Annotated in this window: 16 protein-coding genes and 2 pseudogenes; 7 read left to right on the top strand and 11 right to left on the bottom strand. The window is 62.9% G+C overall.

Annotated features, from left to right (window positions below; genetic code table 11):
* Positions 1-43 precede the first annotated feature (43 nt).
* The 3 genes from X751_RS162500 to X751_RS162510 all read left to right on the top strand — a co-directional run bounded on the left by X751_RS162500 (position 44) and on the right by X751_RS162510 (position 2,551).
* Positions 44-826 carry a hypothetical protein gene (locus X751_RS162500; protein ID WP_023715254.1) on the top strand — a complete coding sequence of 261 codons (783 nt, stop codon included), beginning with the start codon at positions 44-46 and terminating at the stop codon, positions 824-826.
* A 63-nt stretch (positions 827-889) separates the two neighbouring features.
* Positions 890-1,768 carry a hypothetical protein gene (locus X751_RS162505; RefSeq protein WP_023715255.1) on the top strand — a complete coding sequence of 293 codons (879 nt, stop codon included), beginning with the start codon at positions 890-892 and terminating at the stop codon, positions 1,766-1,768.
* Between the two features lie 27 nt (positions 1,769-1,795).
* On the top strand, positions 1,796-2,551 hold the full coding sequence (locus X751_RS162510) for a hypothetical protein (protein WP_023743642.1): 756 nt from the start codon (positions 1,796-1,798) through the stop codon (positions 2,549-2,551).
* A 36-nt stretch (positions 2,552-2,587) separates the two neighbouring features.
* Here X751_RS162510 and X751_RS01000000163380 read toward each other — a convergent pair.
* The 6 genes and pseudogenes from X751_RS01000000163380 to X751_RS162530 form a co-directional block, all read right to left on the bottom strand.
* Positions 2,588-3,729, bottom strand: a pseudogene (locus X751_RS01000000163380) (hypothetical protein); the annotation flags it as partial.
* Positions 3,730-3,942: 213 nt separating this feature from the next.
* Positions 3,943-5,585: pseudogene (locus tag X751_RS01000000163375) on the bottom strand (ABC transporter substrate-binding protein).
* 270 nt (positions 5,586-5,855) lie between these two features.
* On the bottom strand, positions 5,856-6,914 hold the full coding sequence (locus tag X751_RS162515) for an alpha/beta hydrolase (RefSeq protein ID WP_084558231.1): 1,059 nt from the start codon (positions 6,912-6,914) through the stop codon (positions 5,856-5,858).
* 3 nt (positions 6,915-6,917) lie between these two features.
* Positions 6,918-7,595 (bottom strand): isochorismatase family protein, encoded by a 678-nt coding sequence (locus tag X751_RS162520; protein WP_023743640.1) that lies wholly within the window; start codon positions 7,593-7,595, stop codon positions 6,918-6,920.
* Between the two features lie 382 nt (positions 7,596-7,977).
* Positions 7,978-9,282 carry a Xaa-Pro peptidase family protein gene (locus X751_RS162525; protein ID WP_023743639.1) on the bottom strand — a complete coding sequence of 435 codons (1,305 nt, stop codon included), beginning with the start codon at positions 9,280-9,282 and terminating at the stop codon, positions 7,978-7,980.
* 324 nt (positions 9,283-9,606) lie between these two features.
* Positions 9,607-10,503: a GlxA family transcriptional regulator gene (locus X751_RS162530; protein ID WP_245265733.1), complete on the bottom strand. Its 897-nt coding sequence runs from the start codon at positions 10,501-10,503 to the stop codon at positions 9,607-9,609.
* 183 nt (positions 10,504-10,686) lie between these two features.
* Here X751_RS162530 and X751_RS162535 point away from each other — a divergent pair, with 183 nt between their 5' ends.
* Positions 10,687-11,184 carry a GAF domain-containing protein gene (locus tag X751_RS162535; RefSeq protein WP_023705795.1) on the top strand — a complete coding sequence of 166 codons (498 nt, stop codon included), beginning with the start codon at positions 10,687-10,689 and terminating at the stop codon, positions 11,182-11,184.
* On the opposite strand, the gene X751_RS162540 is transcribed toward X751_RS162535, so the two are convergent.
* Positions 11,181-12,257, bottom strand: coding sequence for a YeiH family protein (locus tag X751_RS162540; protein WP_023705796.1), 1,077 nt, complete (start codon positions 12,255-12,257; stop codon positions 11,181-11,183). The genes X751_RS162535 and X751_RS162540 overlap by 4 nt on opposite strands.
* 351 nt (positions 12,258-12,608) lie before the next feature.
* On the opposite strand from X751_RS162540, the gene X751_RS162545 reads away from it, so the two are divergent.
* From X751_RS162545 to X751_RS162555, 3 genes are all read left to right on the top strand, one after another.
* Positions 12,609-13,079 (top strand): GNAT family N-acetyltransferase, encoded by a 471-nt coding sequence (locus X751_RS162545; protein WP_023743637.1) that lies wholly within the window; start codon positions 12,609-12,611, stop codon positions 13,077-13,079.
* Positions 13,080-13,092: 13 nt separating this feature from the next.
* Positions 13,093-13,476, top strand: a complete 384-nt coding sequence (locus X751_RS162550; protein WP_023705798.1) for an ACT domain-containing protein — start codon at positions 13,093-13,095, stop codon at positions 13,474-13,476.
* 115 nt (positions 13,477-13,591) lie between these two features.
* On the top strand, positions 13,592-15,025 hold the full coding sequence (locus X751_RS162555) for an aldehyde dehydrogenase family protein (RefSeq protein WP_023743636.1): 1,434 nt from the start codon (positions 13,592-13,594) through the stop codon (positions 15,023-15,025).
* Between the two features lie 63 nt (positions 15,026-15,088).
* Here X751_RS162555 and X751_RS162560 read toward each other — a convergent pair whose 3' ends face one another.
* From X751_RS162560 to X751_RS162575, 4 genes are all read right to left on the bottom strand, one after another.
* On the bottom strand, positions 15,089-16,399 hold the full coding sequence (locus tag X751_RS162560) for an HlyD family type I secretion periplasmic adaptor subunit (protein WP_023705800.1): 1,311 nt from the start codon (positions 16,397-16,399) through the stop codon (positions 15,089-15,091).
* Entirely contained in the window at positions 16,396-18,132 is a 1,737-nt protein-coding gene (locus X751_RS162565; RefSeq protein ID WP_023743635.1) for a type I secretion system permease/ATPase, read from the bottom strand. The genes X751_RS162560 and X751_RS162565 overlap by 4 nt, the downstream gene beginning before the upstream one ends.
* A 34-nt stretch (positions 18,133-18,166) precedes the next feature.
* Positions 18,167-18,589 carry a hypothetical protein gene (locus X751_RS162570; RefSeq protein ID WP_023682883.1) on the bottom strand — a complete coding sequence of 141 codons (423 nt, stop codon included), beginning with the start codon at positions 18,587-18,589 and terminating at the stop codon, positions 18,167-18,169.
* A gap of 72 nt (positions 18,590-18,661) precedes the next feature.
* Complete coding sequence (locus tag X751_RS162575; RefSeq protein WP_023672556.1) at positions 18,662-22,003, bottom strand: M10 family metallopeptidase C-terminal domain-containing protein; 3,342 nt, start codon at positions 22,001-22,003, stop codon at positions 18,662-18,664.
* Positions 22,004-22,122 lie beyond the last annotated feature (119 nt).

Here is a 22,122-nt window from a genome sequence, read left to right as displayed (position 1 = left end):
GCGGCTGCCGGACAATATTCGGCGGTGGAACAGGGGGCGCATCATGACTTCGGCAACATTTGCACGGCCTGAGAAATTTCAGATCGGCAGGGTCTTCAACAACAGCTTCTCCGTCATCGGCCGCAACGTCATACTTTTCGTGGGGCTTTCGGTGCTGTTTGCGGGGGTGCCGGCAGTTATTCTTCGGCTATGGACCGAATCGCGCATGCAGGCGCTCCTGACGGCCAATCCCGGCGCTGCGGCCGACCCCGCCCTGGTGTTTAGCAACATTTGGGTGACGCTCCCGGCCAGTTTCATTGCCTCCCTTTTCGTACTGGTGCTGCAGTCGGCGCTCGTGCGAGCCACAATCGAGGATTTGAACGGCAAGCGGCCGACCTTGGGCGATTGCCTGCAGATAGCCATCCGATATTTTCTGCCGACATTGGCGATCGGCCTGCTCGTCGGCCTGGGCGCAGGCCTAGCCGCGCTTGCGTTGCTGGTGCCCGGCATCATCTTGTGGCTGGGCTGGTCGGTTGCGATACCGGTTCAGATCCAGGAGCGGCTCGGCGTGTTCGGCTCGATGTCGCGCAGCCGCGCCCTGACCAAGGGCAGCCGCTGGTCGCTCTTCGGCTTGTTCCTTGTCCTGATCATCATCGGCATGGTCATCCAGGGCGCGGTGGGCGTGTTTGTCTACCTGTTTCACGACATTGTCGCTACTGTCGTGGCGGCACTGGTGCAGAGCGTGATGTCGATGTTGCTGTCGGTCGCCGCCGCGGTCAGCTATGTCGAGCTGCGCCAGGTCAAGGAAGGCACCAGCGTCGACGAACTGGCCGAGATCTTCTCGTAAGCCGACGGGTTTGCACCGCCTTGACCCGGTCAGGTCAAGGCGGGTGCCAGGGCAGGAGGCATCGTGACGTCACTGGCGCAGGACCGACCGGAAAAATTCCGCATCGGCAGGGTTTTCAGCAACAGCTTCGCGGTCATCGGCCGCAATCTGGGTTTCCTTGCTGTGGTCGTCGGACTTTTCTCAACCCTGCCCGCACTGCTGTACAACCTCTGGAACCTGTCCCGGGTCGCTACATTGGTGAACGTCGACAGCGCCGGGAACGCCGCCGCTTTCGAAACGTCGGCCATGGGAGACTACTCGGGCTTATCGATAGTCGCTTCCTTGATCATTTTCGTTCTGGCCTTGCTGGTGCAAGCGGCGCTTGTCAGGGCGGCAATCGAGGATTTGAACGGCAAGCGGCCGGTCATCGGCGACTGCATCCAGATAGCATTGCGCAGCTTCTTGCCCACGCTGGGCATAGGCATTCTGATCATTGTCACTCTGGTGGTGGCTGTTTTTGTGATGGTTTTCATCGCCTGGGTCATTCCCCCTATCGGGTGGCTGATCGGGCTTGCCCTGGCGTTTATTCCCGCTTTCATGTGGCTGATTTCCGTATCGGTTTCCGTGCCCATTGCGGTTCAGGAGCGGCTTGGCGTGTTCGGCTCGATATCGCGCAGCCGTGCCCTGACCAAAGGCAGCCGCTGGTCGATATTCTGGCTGCTGCTGATCATTGGCGTGGCGGCGATGCTCATCCAGGCGGTGTTCTCGTTGTTTTTCGGACTGGCGCTCGCCACCGCCGGCGGCGTCACCGGTGTCGGTGTCCTGGTCGGAGCGATTGGCAGCACTCTGGTGTCGACGATCTTTTCGACGATGCTGTCGGTGACCATTGCCGTCACCTATGTCGAACTGCGCCAGGTCAAGGAAGGCACCAGCGTCGACGAACTGGCGCAGATTTTTTCGTAACGGCACATCGACCGGGGTAGGGCAATCGTGACGTCGATGACTCCGGAGCAGCCAGGCAAATTTCGCATCGGCAGGGTTCTCCGAGATACGTTCGCGATTATCCGGCGCAATCCGGTGCTGTGCTTGGGAGTGGCGTTGTTCGTATACGCCTTGCCGGAGTTTGGATTTTCCTACTGGTTCTGGGTATCCGTTGGGTCGGTAGAGCCCGAATACTCGATGCGACGGTTGACGATCACGGCAATCTTCACGTTGGGCTTTTTTGTGCTGGGGGCTTTCATGCAGGCGGCATTGACGCGAGCGGCCCTGATGGATCTGCGCGGCGAACGGCCGTCGGCACGCGATTGCATCAGAACAGCCTGTGCGCTTCTGCTACCGGCAAGCGCCGCCTCGATCCTGATCACATTCGCCTTCTGGCTGGGCCTGGTACTCATCATCGTTCCCGGACTGTTGCTGCTGGCGCGCTGGTCGGTCACGACGCCGGTAATTGTCGGTGAAGGGCGTGGCGTGTTCGCCAGCATGCAACGCAGCCGCGACCTGACCAAAGGCAGCCGCTGGCCGTTGCTGTGCATCTGGCTTGTCGTGCTCGTGCCTTCAATCACCGTGGATATTTGGGCGAACGCCTTCTTTTTCTCATTTGGTCTGACACTGGGCTTTTTGCTCAACGCCCTGGTCGATACAGCCCAAGGCTTGGTGGTATCGATCGCCATCGTCGTCATGTATGTGGAGTTGCGACAGCTCAAGGAAGGCACCAGCATCGACGATCTGGCTGAGATTTTCTCGTGAGCGAAAGTCGCCGATTTCGGTCGGTTGGCTGCCCTCTCAACGACAGCAGCTACGGTCCGCCTGCGGTCTCGTCCGGCACAGGCATGACGACGTGATCGCCACATTAGCCTTGGCCAGTGCTACGTCGAGCTTCTCCTGCACCCCCGGCAGTTCCACGCTCTCGCCGCGCCGCTTCAGACATTCCACCAACCCGTGCAGCGACCAGACATTGTCGGGGTGCTGGGCGCAGCGCTGGACCTTGCCGCTCAGGCCGAGGTCGTCGCGATAGACCTGCTCGGCCTCGTCAGTGTGGCCCTGGTCGAGGACCAGTGCCGCCAGCGCATGGCGCGGCGGTGCATCCAGGCCCAGGGCTCGGTGTAGGACAGATTGTCGTCGAGTTCGACGGATTGGCGCAGATGGGCGTAAGAGTCGTCATGCTGCCCCTGGTGGTAGGCCAACTCGCCATCGAGCAAGGCGGCGCCGACGGCTAGCGAGGCCCGTGCCGGGTTGCTGAGGAAGCGCCGCTCGGGCGCAATGCTCTCGACATGCCTGCGGAAATTTTCGCGCTCACGCTCGGCTGCCGCGAATTGCTTGAGCGTCGCATGGGCGACGCCCTTGGCGTAGTGCTGCATGGCGGCGGCCAGCACATAAAGTGCCGGCTCGTCCACCATCGGCTCATCGATGATCTCCTGCCAGCGGCCGAAGCGCACCTGCACATGCGATTTTATCGCATGATAGCCCTCCACTGTTTGCGTCAGCTTTGGCCGGTCCTGGATGGCGACCACGTCGCGCGTGACCAGGCTGCGCACCTTGTCAGCCGCCCACAGTGCCGGCTGGTACTGGCCAAGGAACATGCAGGTGAACATCATCAGATGCAAATCGTGGCAGCAGCCGAGCAGATAGTAGGTCGTCTCACCGGCATAGGCGAGGTAGAGGTCGTTGGCGCGCACCGCCTTTTCGCTGGCCAGCTTTGCCTTCTCGTACTCGCCGCACAGCACATGGATATGGCCCGGCATATGGTTCATGTGGCCGGCATCGGGGCACATGGTGCCGAGCCGGTCCGCCGAGCGCATGCCGCGTTCCGGCTGCGTCGACATCTCGAGCAGATGGATATGCAGGTGCAGGATCGCCGGATGCGGCGCCGTGCCGGCTTCGCCCGAAAGCCGGATCGAGCGCTCGCATTCCGCCATGTCAGTACTGCTAAGGGAGACGGCACTAGAAAAAAGTTCCTACGCGATAGACCACATGATGTCGTTCTATCGTAACCCGTGGGAGCCTTATGAGGCTCGAGTTAGAGCGATTGACGAAAAGCACGAGGGGCTTGCTGTCTAACTAGCTTTTGGCGCAGGTAGTGGCGCGATCAAGCCGGCGCGGCTTTAAACGCAGCGCCGGCCACCTTAATCCTAGAACGATCACCCCTCCAGCCACACCTTCTCAAAATGCTGTTCCAGCGACTGGTGCTGTTCGCAGCCTTGCACGCCCTTGCGGTAGGTGCGGTAGACCGAGCGCCAGTAGGGCTGGATGATGATGCCGGAATCGCGCAAATTCTGCTCGATCCTGGCCATGATCTCCTTGCGCTGGGCGGCGTCCGGCGTTGCCAGCGCCTTGTCGAGGAGTTCGTCGAACTCTTTGCTGGCGTAAGCACTTTCGTTCCAGGCGGCGCCCGATTTGTAGGCGAGCGCCAGCACCTGGACGCCGAGCGGGCGGCCCAGCCATTCGGTTGTGGAGAAGGGGTATTTGCTCCAGTCGTTCCAGAAGATCGCGGCCGGCAGCACGGTGCGCTTCATCTTCAGGCCGGCCTCGCGCATCTGCGCGGCGATCGCGTCGCCGGTGCTCTTTTGCCATTCGATGTCGACCGAGATCAGCTCGAATTCGTGGTCGGCCTTGCCGGCTTCAGTGAGCAGTTTCTTGGCCTGATCCATGTCGCGCTTGGCCGGGCCGATATCGGCAAATTCCGGATGCATCGGGCCGACATGGTGGTTGTCGGCCGGCTTGCCGCGGCCGCCGAGGCCGAGCGCCAGCACGGCGGAATTGTCGACTGCAAGCTGGGCGGCGCGGCGCACCTTGACGTCGTCATAGGGTACGTTGCCGACATTGAAACGGGCAACGATGGTCGATCCGGTGGCGATCTCGGAATTCAGCAAGCCCATCTGCTCGGTGTCTGCGACACGGCGTCGGACGCGGTTTCGTGGTCGGTGTCGATCTCACCGGATTCGAACGCCGACAGCATGGCGTTGGGGTCGGAGCCGTAATCGACCCATTTGATGCCATCGAGATGGAAGTCGCCTTTCCACCAGGGCTTGTCCTTGCGCTTCACCTCAGCACTTGTCTCGGCATTCCAGCTGACCAGTTCGCAGGGTCCGGTGGTGATCGCCAGCGCCTTCATCGGATCGTCGCCGCCCTCATAGGAGCGGTGCATGATCAGCGCGGGATAGTCGGCCATGCCGGCGATCAGCGAAATGTCGGGTTTCGGCAGATTGAGCTTTACGGTGAAGTCGTCGACCTTCTCGATGCCGCCATCGAACGGCTTCTTGGTGTCGGCATTGACCAGCGCGCCCATGCGTGCGGCTACCGAATTGCCGGCGACGGAAGCATCGCACCAGCGGGTGAGATTGTGGATGACGTCGTCGGCGTTGAAGGTGTCGCCATTCGACCAGGCGATGCCCTTGCGCACATGCAGCGTCAGCGTCCTGGCGTCGTCGCTGGTTTCCCAGCTTTCGAGCAGCCACGGCTCGAAGGTGAAGTCGCGGTTCCAGCGCACCAGATATTCGTTGCAATGGCGCGCCACATTGGACATCTCAACGCCGTCGAAAGTACGTGGATCCTTGAAGCCCTTGACGTTCATGGCGACGCGCAAGGTGCCGCCGCGTTTCGGCTCTTCGGCCCGGGCAGGCGAAGGGGAAAGGCCGCCCAGCGCCAGCGCGCCGGCGGCACTGACGCCAAAGCCGGCCATGATGGCGAGATATTCGCGCCGGTTGACGCCGCCCTTCCTGAAATCATCGGCAACGGGCTTCGCCTGCGGGTGCAAATTACGGTCGGTCAGCATGAATTTCATCGTCGTTCCCTCTTTTGTGGGCGCCTCGATGGTCCGCCCCGCTGGGCGCGAATGCGATCGCCGAGACGCCGTTACCTGAGCAGGCAATCATAAAGCGGGCCAACACCGGGAAATGTACGCTTTTCCGCAATTCTTGTGCGCTGCTCCGCAGTCGCGGTTAGCCAATCTCTCCCCTTGTTGTGTGGGAGATGTCCGGCAAGACAGAGGGGGCGCTGTCCTGCCGGCCCTTCAGTTGACTGGAGTGTCCTTGCAGACAATCGTTGCGTTAACTCAGGATATTGAAGGGCCGCGATCCTTCGCACCCCCCTCTGGCCTGCCGGCCATCTCCCCCACGAGGGGGGAGATCAGCGCTTCGTCGTTCTTGCCGAGCACGGCGACGGCGGCGATGGCTGCAAGCGTGCACACGAACGCCTCGCCGGCGCGCTGAACACTTTTGCGGGCGCGCAGAAAACTGTGCACCAGCCGCGGCTCCTCATACCACCAGGCGCGGCCGCCTGCCGCAACGATGCGGTCGCGATAGGTCTCGCCGTCCGATGACAGCGGATCGCATTGGGCGGTGATGATGACAGTCGGCGGCAGGCCGGAGAAGTCATTGTCGCTCAGCGGCGAAAAAGTCGGGTCGTCGGGCGACTGTGCCGGGGCAGCGCGAATGGTGCGGTAGAACGCGATGTCGCGCAGCGTCAGCAGCGGTGCGTCGGCATGTTCGACATAGGAGCCGGCACTCTCGTCGCCGCCGAGGCCGGGATAGATCAGCACCTGGCCGACCGCCCGGCGCAGGTGGCGGCGCGAGGCGTGCGCGACCGCGGCGGCAAGGTTGCCGCCGGCGCTTTCGCCAACGAGCACGATCGGCAGGTCCGTTGTCACCGCCGCCCATTCGAACACGGTCAGCGCGTCGTCGAAGGCGGCCGGGTGCGGATGCTCCGGCGCCAACCGGTAGTCGGCCGAGACAACGTCGAAACCGGTGCCGGCGCAGATCTCGGCGCAGATGTCGTCATGGCTGTCGAGCCCGCCAAGCACAAAGCCGCCGCCATGATAGTAGACGATGACGGCGCGCACGGGCTTGCCCGCCATCCGGTAGTAGCGAATCGGGATGGCGTGCCCTGCATCGGCGGCGATGATGCCGCCGCTGGCCGAAACCCCTTTGGGATAACCCTGATGGAAGGCGCGGCACATCGCATCATAGACCGACCTTTGCTCGGCGATCGGAAGTTCGGCGATTTCTGGCGGGAACCAGTCATTGACCAGGTCGATATACTCCCACAGCGCCGGATCGAGCAGGGTGGCGTATTTCCCCCGCCTGGCGATCTTGAGCTTGTGGACCGTGCCCATCTGTCAGAGCTCGCCGTAGAGCCGTTCGGCGTTTTCAAAGGTGAAGCGCAGCGGCACCGAGCCCTCGACCCGCCATGCATCGACGGTGTCGCCCGCCATCAGCCGGCACGCGTCTATCGTGTTGGTGACGGCGCCGCCATAGAGCCGGTTGGCAAGGTTGAGGATGGCGGTCTGGTGCATGGCGGCACTGCCGCTGCCGCAGGCATCCTTGACCAGAAGCACACGAAAGCCGGATGCGACCGCGTCCTTCACGGTGGCGTCGATGCAGGCCTCGGTCCAGACGCCGGCGACGATCAGCCATTCGATGCCGCGCGCCTTGAGTTCGGTTGCGCCAGGTCCGGCGCCGAAGGCGCTGGCCTGCGTTTTGACCAGCATCGTCTCGCCGGCCGCGGGCGCCACCTCATGGCAAATCTCCGTCAGCGGATCGGTCTTGTCGGAAAAGGCAGACTTGCCGTCGGCGTCGAGCGGATGGAACGGACGCGCCTTGGCGGTATCGACGACATAGGCCCAGTGATAGAGCGGCACGAAGTTGCGCCGCGCCGCCGCCTGCAGGCGTTGGACGTTGGCCAGCACCTCGCCATAGCCTTCGACCAGATAGCGCTTGTCCTGCCGATGCTCTTCCTGGAGGTCGATGAACGCCGCGGCGACCGTGCCGCGTTTGATGGAGATGGGGCTTTTCATGCGGATAGGCCTTGGTTCGCGACCAACGCCGCCGCTCTTCTCGCAAGGGCAGCGCAAGCGATGGAGATTGGTCGGCGTCCTCCGAACTTCGTCATCCCAGGGCGAAGCAGCCGCGCAGCGGCGTCGCGGAGACCCTGGGATCCATTCCGTGACGTCGACCGTGGAGTGCAACTGTGCAGGATCTGCACTGTTGCGGCGCTCTGGAGTCCATGCCGTGACATTGGCCAAGGAATGCGGCGGAGCAGAACTTGCACCGTTGCGGCGCGGAGGAGTCCCGGCATGGATCCTAGGGTCTGCGCCGCGTCGCTGCGCTCCTTGCTTCGCCCTAGGATGACGACGGGATTGGCGTTCGCGATGGTTGCCAAGGGATGCGAAGCGACCATCAAACCTGCTTCTCCAGAAACTCATCCTCGTAGGGAAAGCGCGACAGAAGCTCGGTGCCGGTGTCGGTGATCAGGATCTCGTCCTCCAGCTTGACGCCCTCGCGGCCGCCTTTCTCGCCGATATAGCTTTCCACGCTCACCACCATGCCGGGCACGATAATGCCGTCGCGGCCATAGGTTTCATAGTCCATGGCGTGCGCAATGAACGGCGTCTCGCCATGCATGCCGACGCCGTGCATCACCGAGGTATAGCGCTGGTCGACGAAACGGTCCGGGATTTTCCACGCCTTTTCGGCGATCTCGCGAAAAGCCATGCCCGGCCTGACGATCGAAATGTTGTGCTGAACCTGGTCGTGCGCCATGCGGTAGAGCGATTTCTGATAGCCGGTCGGCTTGCCCGGCCCGCAGCGGAAGGTGCGCGAAAAATCGGAATAATAGCCATAGCAGCCGATCGTATCGGTATCGAGCGCCAGAAGCTCGCCCGGCCGGATCTTGCGGCCGCTGGCCTCGTTGAACCACGGATTGGTGCGCTGTCCCGAGGTGAGGAGCCGCGTCTCGATGAACTCGCCGCCCTGGCGGATCACCTCGCCATACATGATGGCGAACAGCTCGTTTTCGGAAACGCCGGGTTTTATCGCCTCGCGCACGGCGTAGACGGCAGCTTCCGCGCCGGCCATCGACACCTGCAGGCATTTGACCTCCTCAGGCGTCTTGACCGCGCGCACCGCCAAAATCTCGCCCTGGCAATCCCTGACGTCGCAGCCGCGCTTTTCCAGCGCCAGCGCCTGCAAATGGCTGCAGCGGTCGAGCCCAAGCTTCATCGAGCCGCCGCCGTGCTTCGTCAAAAGCTCGGCGATCTCGTCGGCGAAAGGACCGGCGGTTTCGTCGTCGCGGCCCGACACCGAAGACCACACCAGCTTCGACGGCCGCGCCTCGTCGATCGTGTCGAGCACCATCGAGACATGGTAGCTCTGCGGATATTCGAACAGCACGATCGGCCCGTCGGTCGGGATGAAGAAATAGCGCGTCGAGTTGCGCAGGAAATAGCCGAACATGTTGCGCGAGCCGGTGGCATAGCGCTGGTTGTAGGGGTCGAACAAAACGACGCCCCCATAGCCCGCCTCGCGCATCCAGCCGCGCAGTTTCGCCAGCCGCCCTTTGCGCAAGGCGTCGGCATCGATGAAGGACGGCTCGGTGTCCGACAGCCACATGCCGCCGGCGGAGTCAGCCGCGACCGGGTGGCGCATGCGGTCCTTGAAATCCACATCCACGGTGCTGTCGGGGTCGAAAACGACGATGCTCATTGGGTGCGCCTCCTGAAGGGCTAGACCATAGCCATGCGCCGAAAAATGTCTGTGCGAGAATCCGCAGATGTCGTGCGAAATGCCGCAAGAAGGGCATGGATACAAAGGGCAATGTTGCGATCCTTCGCGCCCCCCTCTGTCCTGCCGGACATCTCCCCCACAAGGAGGGAAATTAGCAGCTTTCGCGTCCCGCTCGCCCTGCAACGTGGTGATTGGCGAAAGCCGAGGCGACATCTGATCTCCCCCCGTGTGGGGGAGATGTCCGGCAGGACAGAGGGGGGCGCTGTCCCGCCAGCATCTCACCGCGTTAGCGCGCAGCGCCCTCTAACGCCGCCGCATCGCCTTCGGTGCATGCCCATGCTCTTCGCGAAAAGCCCGGGCAAAACTCGACATCGAGGCGAAGCCGCAGGCCAGCGCCACGTCTCGCACCATCAGCGTCGAATGGGCCAACAGGTCGGCGGCGCGTCGCAGCCGGAGCCGCCGGTAATATCCATTGGGCGAAATGCTGAGCTGGGCGCGGAAATTACGCTCCAGCTTGTCGGAGGAGACGCCGAGCCTTGCCGCCAGTTCCGTCATCCCAAGCCGCGCCTCGACCGCATCCTCCATGAGGGCGATGGCCGACAGCACCAGTTCGTTCTGGACGCCGGTGCGCAGGCGCAGCGGCATCAGCTTGCGGTCGACGCTCGAACGCAAGGGGCTGTGCACGAACCATTCGGCAACGCCCGCCGCGAGCTCGCCGCCATAATCGTTGGTGATGATCTCCAGCATCATGTCCAGGCTGCCGACGCCGCCGGCCGAGGTGAAGCGCTTGCGGTCGATGACGTAGAGATCGCGCCGAAGCTCGATATCCGGGAACGCCTCGGTGAAGGCGGCCTGGCTGGTCCAGTGCAAGGTGCAGGCATGGCCGTCGAGCAAGCCGGCCCTGGCGAGGAAGAAGGCGGCGTCGGCCACCGCGCCGATATGGGCGCCGGCGCGCAGGCTCCTGCGGATCCAGGCAACCGCATCGTCCGCGACAAGCAAGTCCGCGTTGCCGCCGGAGCAGACGACGATGCGGTCGACCTTCGGTGCGCTCGAGGCTGAGAATCCCGGTTGTATGACAACCCCATTGGACGCCTCGACCGTGCCCTGGTCGGCGCCGACGATCACCCAGCGGTAACAATCGCGCTTGGCCAGCACGTTGGCGGCGCGCAATGGCTCGATCACCGAACTGAACGCCATCATCGGAAAGCCGGGAAAGACCAGAACGGCGAAGGTGAGGGGACCTTCGCTCGCTGCGGGTTGCGCCCGGTCGTGTGTTTGGCTGGCACGGTCGGTATTCACAATTGTGTATTTCCTGGGAGCGTCATTGGTGGCAGACAGGAAATGTAAGGGGCTTTTTGCCCCGCCGGCAATGGAGACGACGCCATGTTTGCGGCCCAGACCATCGACAGCACCGACAAGCCAGCCTTCTACCGCGAACTGGCCACCCAGTTGAAGGCGCTGCTGGAAGGCGAGAGCGACTCCGTCGCCAACGCCGCCAACACATCGGCGCTGATCTTCCAGATGGTGCCCGATCTCAACTGGGCCGGCTTCTATTTCCTGGCGTCGGACGAGGAGCTGGTGCTTGGACCGTTCCAGGGCAAGCCGGCCTGCGTGCGCATCGCCGTCGGCAAGGGCGTGTGCGGCACCGCCATCGATCTCGAAATGTCGATGCTGGTCAAGGATGTGCATGAATTTGCCGGCCACATCGCTTGCGACGCCGACTCGCGCTCGGAGCTCGTCGTGCTGCTGAGCGACAATGACGGCGTCTTCGGCCTGATCGACCTCGACAGCCCGACGCCCGGCCGCTTCGACAAGGACGACCAGGCCGGCATCGAAGCGCTGGCCGCGATCTATGTCGCGGCGAGTTCGTTCGAGGACTAGGCGAACTTCACCAGCATCAGGCTGAAGCCTCCGATGAACAGGAAGGCGCAGAAGGCGAGCGCCAGCGGGCGAAGGCCGCGCGAGCGCAGTTGCGAAATGTTGGCCTGCAGACCCATGGCGGCGAGCCCCATGGTCAGCATGATGGTGGTGGCGAACGCCATGGCCGACTTCACTTCGGCCGGCACGGCAACCAGGCTGTTCAGCGCCACGACGGCGACGAAAGCGGCGACGAACCACGGTATCGGCGGCCGCGCACCGGATTGGTCGCTTGGGCGATCGCCATTGCTCTTGCGGCGCGCCATCAGGCCGAGCGCGATCACCATCGGCGCCAGCATGGCGACGCGGGTAAGCTTGGCGACGGTGGCGATTTCGCCGGACTGGGCGCCGTTCTGGAAGCCGGCGCCGATGACCTGCGCCACCTCGTGGATCGAGGCGCCGGCCCACAGGCCGAATGCGTGCTGGTCGAGGCCGAGCACCGGCGCCAGCAGCGGAAAGCCGAGCATGGCGACGGTGCCGAACAGCGTGATCGAGGCGACGGCATAAGTGACGTCCTCGTCGCGCGCATCGGTGACGATGTTGGTGGCAACGATCGCCGAAGCGCCGCAGATCGAGGTGCCGGCGGCAATCAGCTGCGCCAGCTTGGCGTCGACGCCGATCAGCCGGCCAAGCGTGATGGTGAAGACGAAGGTGGCGCCAAGGGTGGCTGCCACGATGCCGACGCCGCCGGCGCCGATGGAGACGACCTGGCCAAGCGTCAGCTGGAAGCCGAGCAGCACGACGGCAAAGCGCAGCAGGCGCTTCTGCGAGAATGCAATGCCGGCCTTGGCATGGGCGGGCGTGCCGAGCACGTTGGAATAGATCATGCCGGCGACGACGGCGAGGATCATCGGGCTGAACAGCGCGAAGCCGGAGACATTATGGGCCGAGAAGGCCACAGCCGTGATCATCGCTACCAGCACGATCCCGGGGATGACGCCATTCCACACGGAATCGAGCCGCTTCCGGCCCACGGGCAGGTCGGCGGAAATCATGCTGATCGGAATATCGTTCGCTAGTTGGGCGGCGGCAGACAATGCAATTCTCCAGGCAAGTACCTCAGGAGAATGTCATTCCAGAATCGATCTTTCCAACGAATTGTTCTTATTGAAATGATCGATCTTTGCGAACGGTCGGCAATGCCTTCAATCTTGCCTGTGCCATGCAAACTGATGACTGGCTCGGTTATGCAGCTTGACGCTCTGCGTCTTGCACTCCAGCGTGGCGTCATGTCCATTTTCTCGCTCGCCATCGCCCAGCGACGTCGCCTCTGCACAGTGCGGAGCGGCAAGGCGCGACGACAAAGACCGGCACACTAAGTCGGTTCGTTCGTTCCAGCCCCGCCCGCGACGTCTGCCGGCGGGGTTTTCATGTCTGGAGCCTTTGCCATGTCCAATTCTTCCATCCTGTTTCGGCCGGCCCAACCGGCGGACGCTGCCGCCATCAGGGACATTGTGCGTGCCGCCTATGCCAAATGGGTGCCTCTGATCGGCCGCGAGCCGCTGCCGATGCGCGCCGACTATGACAAGGCGGTCGCCGAACATCCGTTCGATCTCGCCATCGAAAATGGCCGCATCGTCGGCATGATCGAGACCATCCTGGCCGACGATCATCTCTGGATCGAGAATGTCTGCGTCGCGCCACAGGCGCAGCGCAGGGGCATCGGCCGGCTGTTGCTGGAACGGGCGGAGCAGAAGGCGCTGGAGGCCAGCTGCTTCGAGCTGCGCCTGCTGACCAAGGGCGCCTTCATGGCCAATGTGTTGTTGTACAAACGGCATGGCTATACGATCGACCGGGAGGAGCCGTTCATGAACGGCATGACGGTCTATATGAGCAAGAAACTGGGTGATGGCCGATAACAGGGAGGATCGGATGGCAGTCAGGGTCCGGTTGAAGCCGCTCACGGGGCGGTATGCGGTTTCGCGCCTCGAAGCAAAAGACAGCATTCCCGGCTGGGCGGACGGGCCGGGCTTCGTCAGCATCACCAGGACAGAGGACGAGCTTTCGGTCGTCTGCCTGCAGGATCGGGTGCCGGACGGGGTGAAGCATGACAGGGACTGGGTCGCCCTGAAACTCCAAGGTCCCTTTGCCTTCGACGAAACCGGCATCGTCCTGTCGGTGATAAAGCCATTGTCGGAAAGCGAACTCGGCATTTTTCTGGTATCCACCTTCGATGGTGACCATCTGCTCGTCAAAGCCAAGGATGAAGCCGCGGCAAGGGGGCTTCTGGTCGCGGCGGGGCACACGCTTCTGTAGCCGTAGGCTCAATCGCCCGCCCTTGCGTTTGACATCGCTCTTGCCCCATCGTTATCCCCGATACGACGATCTGGCGATCGCCCCCATCAATTCAGAATCCCCCGAGGAGAAGCCCGTGTCACACAATCTGCAGTTCTATATCGACGGCGTGTGGGTCGATCCTGTCGTGCCCAGCACACTCGACGTCATCGACCCGTCAAACGAAGATGCTTTCGCGCAGATTTCGCTCGGCTCAAAGGCCGATGTCGACAAGGCGGTTGCGGCCGCCAAGCGCGCCTTCGAGACATTCGGCTTCACTTCGGTCGAGGAGCGCCTCGATATCCTCAACCGCATAATCGAGGTCTACAAGAAGCGCAGCGCCGATCTGGCGCTGGCCGTATCGCGCGAGATGGGCGCGCCGCGCCAGATGGCACTCGGCAGCCAGGTCGGCATTGGCCTGGCACATCTGCGGAAGATGGCCGAGGTGCTGAAGTCGTTCGAATTCCGCCACGTCAAGGGCTCGTCGCTGATCGTCAAGGAGCCGATCGGGGTCGTCGGCCTGATCACGCCGTGGAACTGGCCGCTGAACCAGATCACCTGCAAGGTCGGCCCCGCCCTTGCCGCCGGCTGCACCATGGTTCTGAAGCCCTCGGAAATCGCCCCGCTCGACGCCATCATCTTTGCCGAAATCATCGACGAGGCAGGCGTTCCCAAGGGCGCCTTCAACCTCGTCAATGGCGACGGCCCGGGCGTCGGCCAGGCGCTGTCCAGCCATCCCGATGTCGACATGATGTCGTTCACCGGTTCGACCCGCGCCGGCATCCAGGTCGCCAAGGCGGCCGCCGACACGGTCAAGCGCGTGCATCAGGAACTCGGCGGCAAGTCGGCCAACATCCTGTTTCCCGATGTCGATCTCGAAAAGGCCGTCAGCAAGGGCGTCGCCGGCTGCTTCAGCAACTCGGGCCAGTCCTGCAACGCGCCGACCCGCATGTTCGTGCCGCGCGACCGCCATGACGAGGCGACCGGCTACGCCAAGACGGCGGCCGAAAAATTGACCGTCGGCCCGGCCGATGCGGCCGGCACCAAGCTCGGCCCGGTGGTCAGCCAGATCCAGTTCGACAAGATCCAGGACCTGATCCAGACCGGCATAGATGAAGGCGCCACGCTGGTCGCGGGTGGACCGGGGCGTCCGGCCGAGCTCAACCGCGGCTACTATGTCCGCCCGACCGTGTTCGGCGATGTCACGCCCGATATGCGCATCGCACGCGAGGAAATCTTCGGACCGGTGCTGGCGATCATGCCTTACGACACAGTGGAAGAGGCGATCGGCACCGCCAACGACACCGTCTATGGGCTGGCGTCCTACATCCAGGCCAAGAATATCGAGAAGGCCCGCGAAGTCGCCGCCCGAATGCGCACCGGCAACGTCTACATCAACTATCCCCAATGGGACGCCGGCCTGCCCTTCGGCGGCTACAAGCAATCCGGCAACGGCCGCGAATACGCCGAATACGGGCTGGAGGATTTCCTCGAGATCAAGGGCATCGCGGGGTATAAGGCAGCGGAGTAGGGGCTACCCCTTGGGGACCGGCAACCAGCCGGTCCCGAGGCTTCAGCTCTCAAAGGTGCGGCTTCACTCTTCCCGGAAAGCTTTCTGGATCTGATCCGACAGCGGCTTCACCAGATAGGAAAGCATCGTCCGGTCGCCGGTCGGGAAGAACACTTCGGCCGGCATGCCCGGCGCCAGCGCCAGCCCGCGCAGCTTGGCGACCTCCGTTTTCGGTAGCGTCACCCGCGCCACATAGAAGGCTGCTCCGGTGCGCTCTTCGATGGTGAGATCGGCCGAGATCCGCGACAGCGTCCCGGTCAGCTCCGGCGTGGTTTGCCGATTGAACGCCGACAGGCGCAAAATCGCATTCTGGCCCATCGTCACCTGGTCGATATCCTGCGGTGCGATATGCGCTTCAACGGTCAGGTCGTCCGTCACCGGTACGATCTGCATCACCTGTTCGCCGGGCGTGATCACCCCGCCGATCGTATGCACGGCCAACTGCAGCACCACGCCATCCTGCGGGCTGCGCAGATCGATGCGCTTCAACTGGTCCTCGGCCGCCACCTTGCGTTCGACGAACTCGGAGATCTTCCCTTGGGTTTCGCGTAAGTCGGTTGCGACCTCGCTGCGAAGGTCCTGGTCGATCTGGATGATCTGCAGTTCGATCTCGGACGCCTTGCCTTTCACCTGGGCTATTCCCGCGGTCAACTGGCCATGCTCGCCTTCGAGCCGCACCGCGTCCCGTTCCAGCGCCGTCATCCGCTCGATCCCTATCAGCTTGCGACGCCAGAGCGACCGCACCCCTTCCAGCTCGATCCCTATCAGCTCGATCTCGCGGCGTTTCGCCTGCCGCTGCTCGGTCAGGCCGGCGGTCTCCTGCGTCAACTGGGCGATCCGTTCGCGCAATTGAGATCGCTGGCCGGATCGCGCCTGGTGCCGGAAATCGAACAGCGATTGTTCTCCGGCCATCGATGCGGCGACACCGGCTTCGTCGCGCCGCGATGTCAAAACGTCCGGAAAGCTGATCGTGTCCTTGCCGTCACGCTCCGCCTCCAGGCGCGCCAACCGTGCATAAAACTCATCCAGACCTTTTGAGACGATCGCCAGATTGGCGCGCGTTGTCGTCTCGTCCAGCCGCACCAGAATATCGCCCGCCTTGACCCGGTCACCCTCCCGCACCCTGATCTCGCCGACCACGCCGCCCGTCGGATGCTGAACCTTCTTTACATTGGAATCGACCACCAGCCGGCCAGCTGCGATCACCGCACCCGACATCTTGGTCACTGCCGCCAGGCCGCCAACACCTCCGACAAGCAGCAGACAGGTAGCAACGCCAGCCACGAGATAGCGGCGGACCTGCCGATGATGCAAAGCGGATCTGTCCTCGCTCATGCCGGAACGCCTCGCTCCGTGGCGGCAACGACCTTGAGCGGCGCTGCCGATCGGAAGACCTTGTTCAGCACCTCGTCCTTCGGACCGAAGGCCTGCACATGGCCATTGGCCATCACCAGCACCGTATCGACATTGGCCAGCACACTGGACCGGTGCGCGACGACGATAACGATGCCGCCGCGGTCCCTGATGCCCTGGATCGCTGCGGACAAGGCCACTTCACCCTCCGAGTCGAGATTGGAATTCGGCTCGTCCAGGATGACCAGGAACGGATCGCCATAAAGAGAGCGCGCCAGCGCGACACGCTGGCGTTGCCCCGCCGACAGCGAGGCGCCGGCTTCGCCGACCTTTGTGTCGTAACCGTCGGCCAGATGCACGACAAGATCATGCACGCCGGCGGCCTTGGCTGCCGCAAGCACCATGTCGGACGACGCATCCGGGTCGAAGCGGGCGATGTTCTGCGCGATCGTGCCGTCGAACAACTGCACATCCTGCGGCAGATAGCCGATATGTTTGCCCAACTCGTCGGCCGGCCACTGGTCAAGCGTCGCGCCGTCCAGCCGCACGGCGCCGCGCGCCGGCAGCCAGACACCTGCAAGCGTACGCACCAGCGATGATTTGCCGGAAGCACTCGGGCCGATGACCCCCAGGCCAGATCCCCTGGCCAGTGAAAAACTTGCATCCCACACCACCGGCGTCCGTTCGCCCGGCGGCGCGACACTGACATTCTCGACCGCCAGCGCGCTGACAGGGGCAGGCAGGGTCACGCCGGTTGCGCCTTCCGGCAGCGCGGACAACAGCTGCTTCAGGCGTGCCCAGCTTTGCCTCGCCGAAATGAAACCCTTCCAATGCGCTATCGCCAGTTCGATCGGAGCCAGCGCCCTGCCCATCATGATCGAGCTTGCGATCATGATGCCGCCGGTCGCCTCTTGCTTGATGACCAGATAAGCGCCGATCGCCAGCATTGCCGACTGCAACATCAATCGCAGGATCTTGGAAATCGTGCCAAGCGTTCCCGCGACATCGCTGGCTGCCGCATGGGCGTTCAAGTACTCGGCATTGACGGCAAACCACCGCTCGGCGATACGCCCGCCAAAACCCATAGCCTGCATGGCTTCGGCATTGCGCCTTGTCGCCTCGGCCAACGTGCTGCGGACGGCCGCGTGCTGTCCGGCGATCCTTGTCGGGCCGCGGGTCCGGAATTCGGCCAGAAGCGTCAGTGCAAACAGGACAACGGCGCCGGCAAGCGCGGTAACGCCGATCCAGAAATGAAAAATGAAACAGATGCCGATATAGAGCGGCATCCATGGCAGGTCGAACAAAGCGGTCGGTCCGGCACTGCCGATAAAGGATCGGACCTGATCGAGATCCCGTAGGGGTTGCAGCCCGTCGCCGGAAGGCTTGGCGCGCAGCGGCAGGCGCATCAGCGCCGAATAGACCGACGGGCTCAGCTTTGCGTCCAGCTCCTGTCCCAGCCGCACCATGAGGCGGGAGCGGATCAGCTCCAGCACTCCCTGAAACACGAACAATGTTCCCGCAAGCACCGCCAGGCCGACCAGCGTCGGCACGCTGCGACCCGGAACGACGCGGTCATAGACTTGCAACATGAAGAACGAGCCGGTCAGGGTCAGCACGTTGACGACCCCGCTCATCAGGACGATGCCCGAAAACGCACGTCGAAACGACGCCAGGATTCCGACCAGCGTAAGCGGCGTCGATGGCGTCAGCTGCATGCAGGCTCGCAATCAGGATATGGCATCTCGTCCTTCAATAGATAACTGCCTTGAGTGTGACATGGACGGGCAAGCCGGCCTGGAACTGCGCGCTGCCCCGCGCCACCAGCCAGCCGTCCGCACGCTCCAGGCGCGCAACGACCTGCAGCGTTGGTGAAGCGGTCGAGCTTGCGGGCAGGGGCAAGGAAAATTCTATCGTCTTTGAGCCGCCCTCGCTCTTGAGGCTGGTTTTGGCGGCGCGGCGTCGCCCACTGTCCTGAATGGCGGGATCCTCAAGATAGATCTCGAGATGACCTTCCGGGATAGCCTTGCCGCCCACAAAGGTGACGGCGCCGCGAATATCTGTTGCGCGAATATCTGGCGCGCGAATATCTGGCGATTGCGCTGCCGCTGCCCCGGTGGCCGCGGCGACTGCCGCAACTCCGGCGGCCATTAACACTGTGCGGCGGTCAGTCATCGCGTCCTCTCCCTTTTCACTGCGCTGGGGTATGCGGGAGGGCAGCCTGACGGCACCCCTCCCGGCAACGCGTTAGATGACAATGAAGTCTGCAGCCGAAAGATCCAGATTTGTGTTCAGGTGTGCAAACTGAACGGCCGCTCCCTGTCCGGAACCATCGGCGTCGTAAGACAATATTCCACTGTCGGTGTCGTAGATGATGCGGTCGTCGGCATCATGAGCAGCGCCGGCTGCGCTCTTGTAGAATGAGCCCAGGGCGAGGGCGCCGTCGCCGCCAACGCTGGCAAAGATGAGGTTGTCCAGCAGGATCGTATCGTCGGCGACCTTGAAGTCCTTGATCCAGTCGATATTGCCGTTCCCGAGTTCTGTCGAAAAGCGGAAATAGTCGTCGCCGGCGCCGCCGGTCAGCGTATCGGCAGCCAGCCCGCCATCCAAAAGGTCGCTGCCGCCGCCGCCATTGAGCGTATCGGCGCCCGCAACGCCCGGCTGAGCTGGTACCGGCGGGAATTCGACCGATACGTTCAGCTTGTAAGTCGAGCCCTCCGGCACGGATTCGACCCAGCCATCGCCAGGAGCGGAGTCCGACCATTCGCCCTCCACAATATAGTAGGTTCCGGTTTCCTGAACGATGAAGCTGGTGCTCGAATCGCGGCCGTTGTTGGAGCCGGGGTCGTTGCCGCCATCGTCGTTCTGGGCGACGATATTGCCATCGCTGTCCAGAACCCTGACGATGCTGTCATGGACATTGGGGTCGGCAATGCCATCGATGTCGATGGTGATGATCGTGCCGGCCGCCAGGTTGATGCTGTAATATCCGCCCAAGCCGTTTCCGGTGGCATTGACGGTGGTGTGAAGGGTGGTCGTCGAATCGAAGATGTCGGGGTCAGCCGTCAGCGAGAAGTTGTTCGAGATGTCGAAGGCGGTCGAGACCGAATTGTTGGTCGCGTCCGGTCCGAGCGTGGCGTAGCCGGTGCCCATGCCCGGGCGTGGCGGAGCATCGCCCTGATAGGCGAAATCGCCGAGCAGGGTGTCATCGCCGCCGCCGCCGTCGATCTTGTCGGCGCCGCCCTGGCCGGTCAGCACATTGGCCGCGCCATCGCCGGTCAGGTGATCGTTGAAGCCCGAGCCAGCCAGATTTTCGATCGAGATATAGGTGTCGCCGCCGGATTTGCCGCCACCCAGTTTGAGGTTTTGCCCGCTGGCCGCGTCGGCGTAGTCCGCCGTGTCGCTGCCGGCGCCGCCATTCAATATATCGGCGCCGCCACCGCCGGTCAGCGTGTCGTTGCCGGCGCCGCCGGAAAGTTTGTTGGCCTGGGCGTTGCCGATGAGATGGTCGTCGAAGAACGACCCGACAGCGTTTTCGAAGCCGACCAGGATGTCGTGCCGGATAACGGTGCCGCGCCCGACGATCTGCACCGGGCCATCGCCGTCGCCGCCATTGGCCGTGCCATTGGCAAGGTCGATCGTCACGCCGGCGGAGCTGCCTTCGTAGACGACGGTATCGATACCGGCGCCGCCATCCAGATAGTCCTGGCCGGCGCCGCCGATGATCGTGTCGTTGCCGGCTTCACCGTACAGGATGTCGCCGTCATTGCCGCCATCCAGTATGTCGTTGCCGCCGCCGCCGTTGAAATAGTCGCCGCCGCCCCGGCCCCAGAAATGATTTGCCGCCGACGTACCGATGAAACGGTCGATGCGGTCATCGGAGCCGATCAGGTTCTCGATGCTGTAGAAGGTGTCGCCCGTGGCGGTTCCGCCGCTGGCCACGTTCGTCTCGAGGTTGACGAGCAGTTGGAAGGGGCTCTCCTTGCTGAAGTCTACCGTGTCGACGCCGGCGCCGCCCCGGAATATATCGACGCCATCCTGGCCGCTCAGCGTATCGTCGCCGTCGCCGCCGTCGAGGATGTCGTTGCCTTGGCCGCCGAGGATCGTATCGTTGCCGCGGCCGCCATAGAGCGTGTCATTGCCGTCGTCGCTCTCGGTCTGGTCTGGAAGGTCGGCGACATCGATGGTGTTGTTGATGTCGCGGCTGGCGAGCGAGTCGCGGCCGCCGATGATGAGGTCATCGCCGCCCTGGCCGAAGATCGTGTCGTCGCCGGCGCCGCCGTCGAGCGTATTGTTGCCATTGTCGCCGAAGATGACGCTGGTCATCGTGTTGTCGCCGATGGTCGGTGCGGTTTCGGTGCCGCCGTCTCCAGGCTGGAGTGTCGACTCGTCGGCGTAGATGATGTGTTCGACGTTGGCGATTTTCCGGATATTCAAGTTCCGGTTCAGCAGAACGACCGTGTCATTCCCGCCATTCGCTTCCTCGCGCACGATGTCGTCGAGGGAATCGACGAAGTAGGTGTCGTCGCCGCCATTGCCGGCCATGCGGTCGCCGCCGCCGCGGCCATCCAGCACGTTGGCTCCGTCATTGCCAATCAGGACGTCGTCATAGCTGCTGCCGATGCCGTTCTCGATGTAATAGTCGGTGCCATCGGCGTTGTGCCCGGCAAAGATCGACACATTGTTGCTGTGGCCGTTGACGCTGGAGAACTGTCCGGCGCGCAAATCGAGGATCGTGCCGGCCGTCGAGCCGGAGAAGTCGATCGTGTCGGTTCCGCCGGTGTCATGGATGACAAAACCGATATCGTGCTGCATGCCCGAGGAGGTCAGCCGGTAGCCGTCCACGGCACTGCCGAAGCCGTAGACGTTGTCGCCCATGTTGAGATCGATATGCTGATAGGTGCGCACGCCGTTCTCGTCGACGGTGGAGAAAAAGCGGCGGATGACAGCCTCGATGTCGGCCATCATCGGCGTTGACGCCGACCAGCGGCTGGTTTCACCGACATCGATCCCGTCGAAATAGGACATGACGCTGTATTGCTGACGGTCGTAGGTCCAGGTCGCATTGTTCAGATAATTGATCTGTACGCCGCCTGGGCCGCTGTAATTGTAGAGCCCGGGGTGGTTCAGCCCGAACTCATGACCGAATTCATGGATGAAGGAATCGAAGACATAGCCGCCAATATCCGTCTTGTTGACCTCGGTGTCGTGGAAACGCTGGCCGATGCTGACATAGCGGTCGTTGGAATAGGCGCTGCCGTCGTCCTCTTCGCCCAGTTCGGGGCTGACAACCTGCATCCAGTCCGTTGCGCTGTTGTATGGTGCATTGTCGACGATTTCGAACTTCAACGGGGTGACACTGGCCCACATCTGCAAGGCGCCGATCGCGGCGGCCTTGTATTCGGGATGGTCATTGAGCTCGGAGACATTTATCCTCAGCGTTCCCGCCGCGATCGCCGGCGTTATCGACCGGTCCAGCGCTCCAAGGTAGGTGAGGAAGGCCCCGTAATCTTCGCTTTTGCCGTACGGGTTGTCCGGCGTCTGGTCGTTGACCCACCATTGATCGCTGGTTTGGCTTGAGTTCGGCATCCTTGGGACTCCTTGGTCTCGCAGCCGTGGCAATTACGGCTGTACGGTTTAGCAGTTGCCAACCACCGACAAGCATCGTTTGCGTTTGCCGGTCGAGCCCCGTCCCAGTGCCAACAATG

The sequence above is a fragment of the Mesorhizobium sp. LNJC394B00 genome (assembly GCF_000502555.1).
GTDB lineage: Bacteria > Pseudomonadota > Alphaproteobacteria > Rhizobiales > Rhizobiaceae > Mesorhizobium.
The sequence above is the reverse complement of the archived record's forward strand: the minus strand, read 5'-3'. Positions and strand labels throughout refer to the sequence as shown.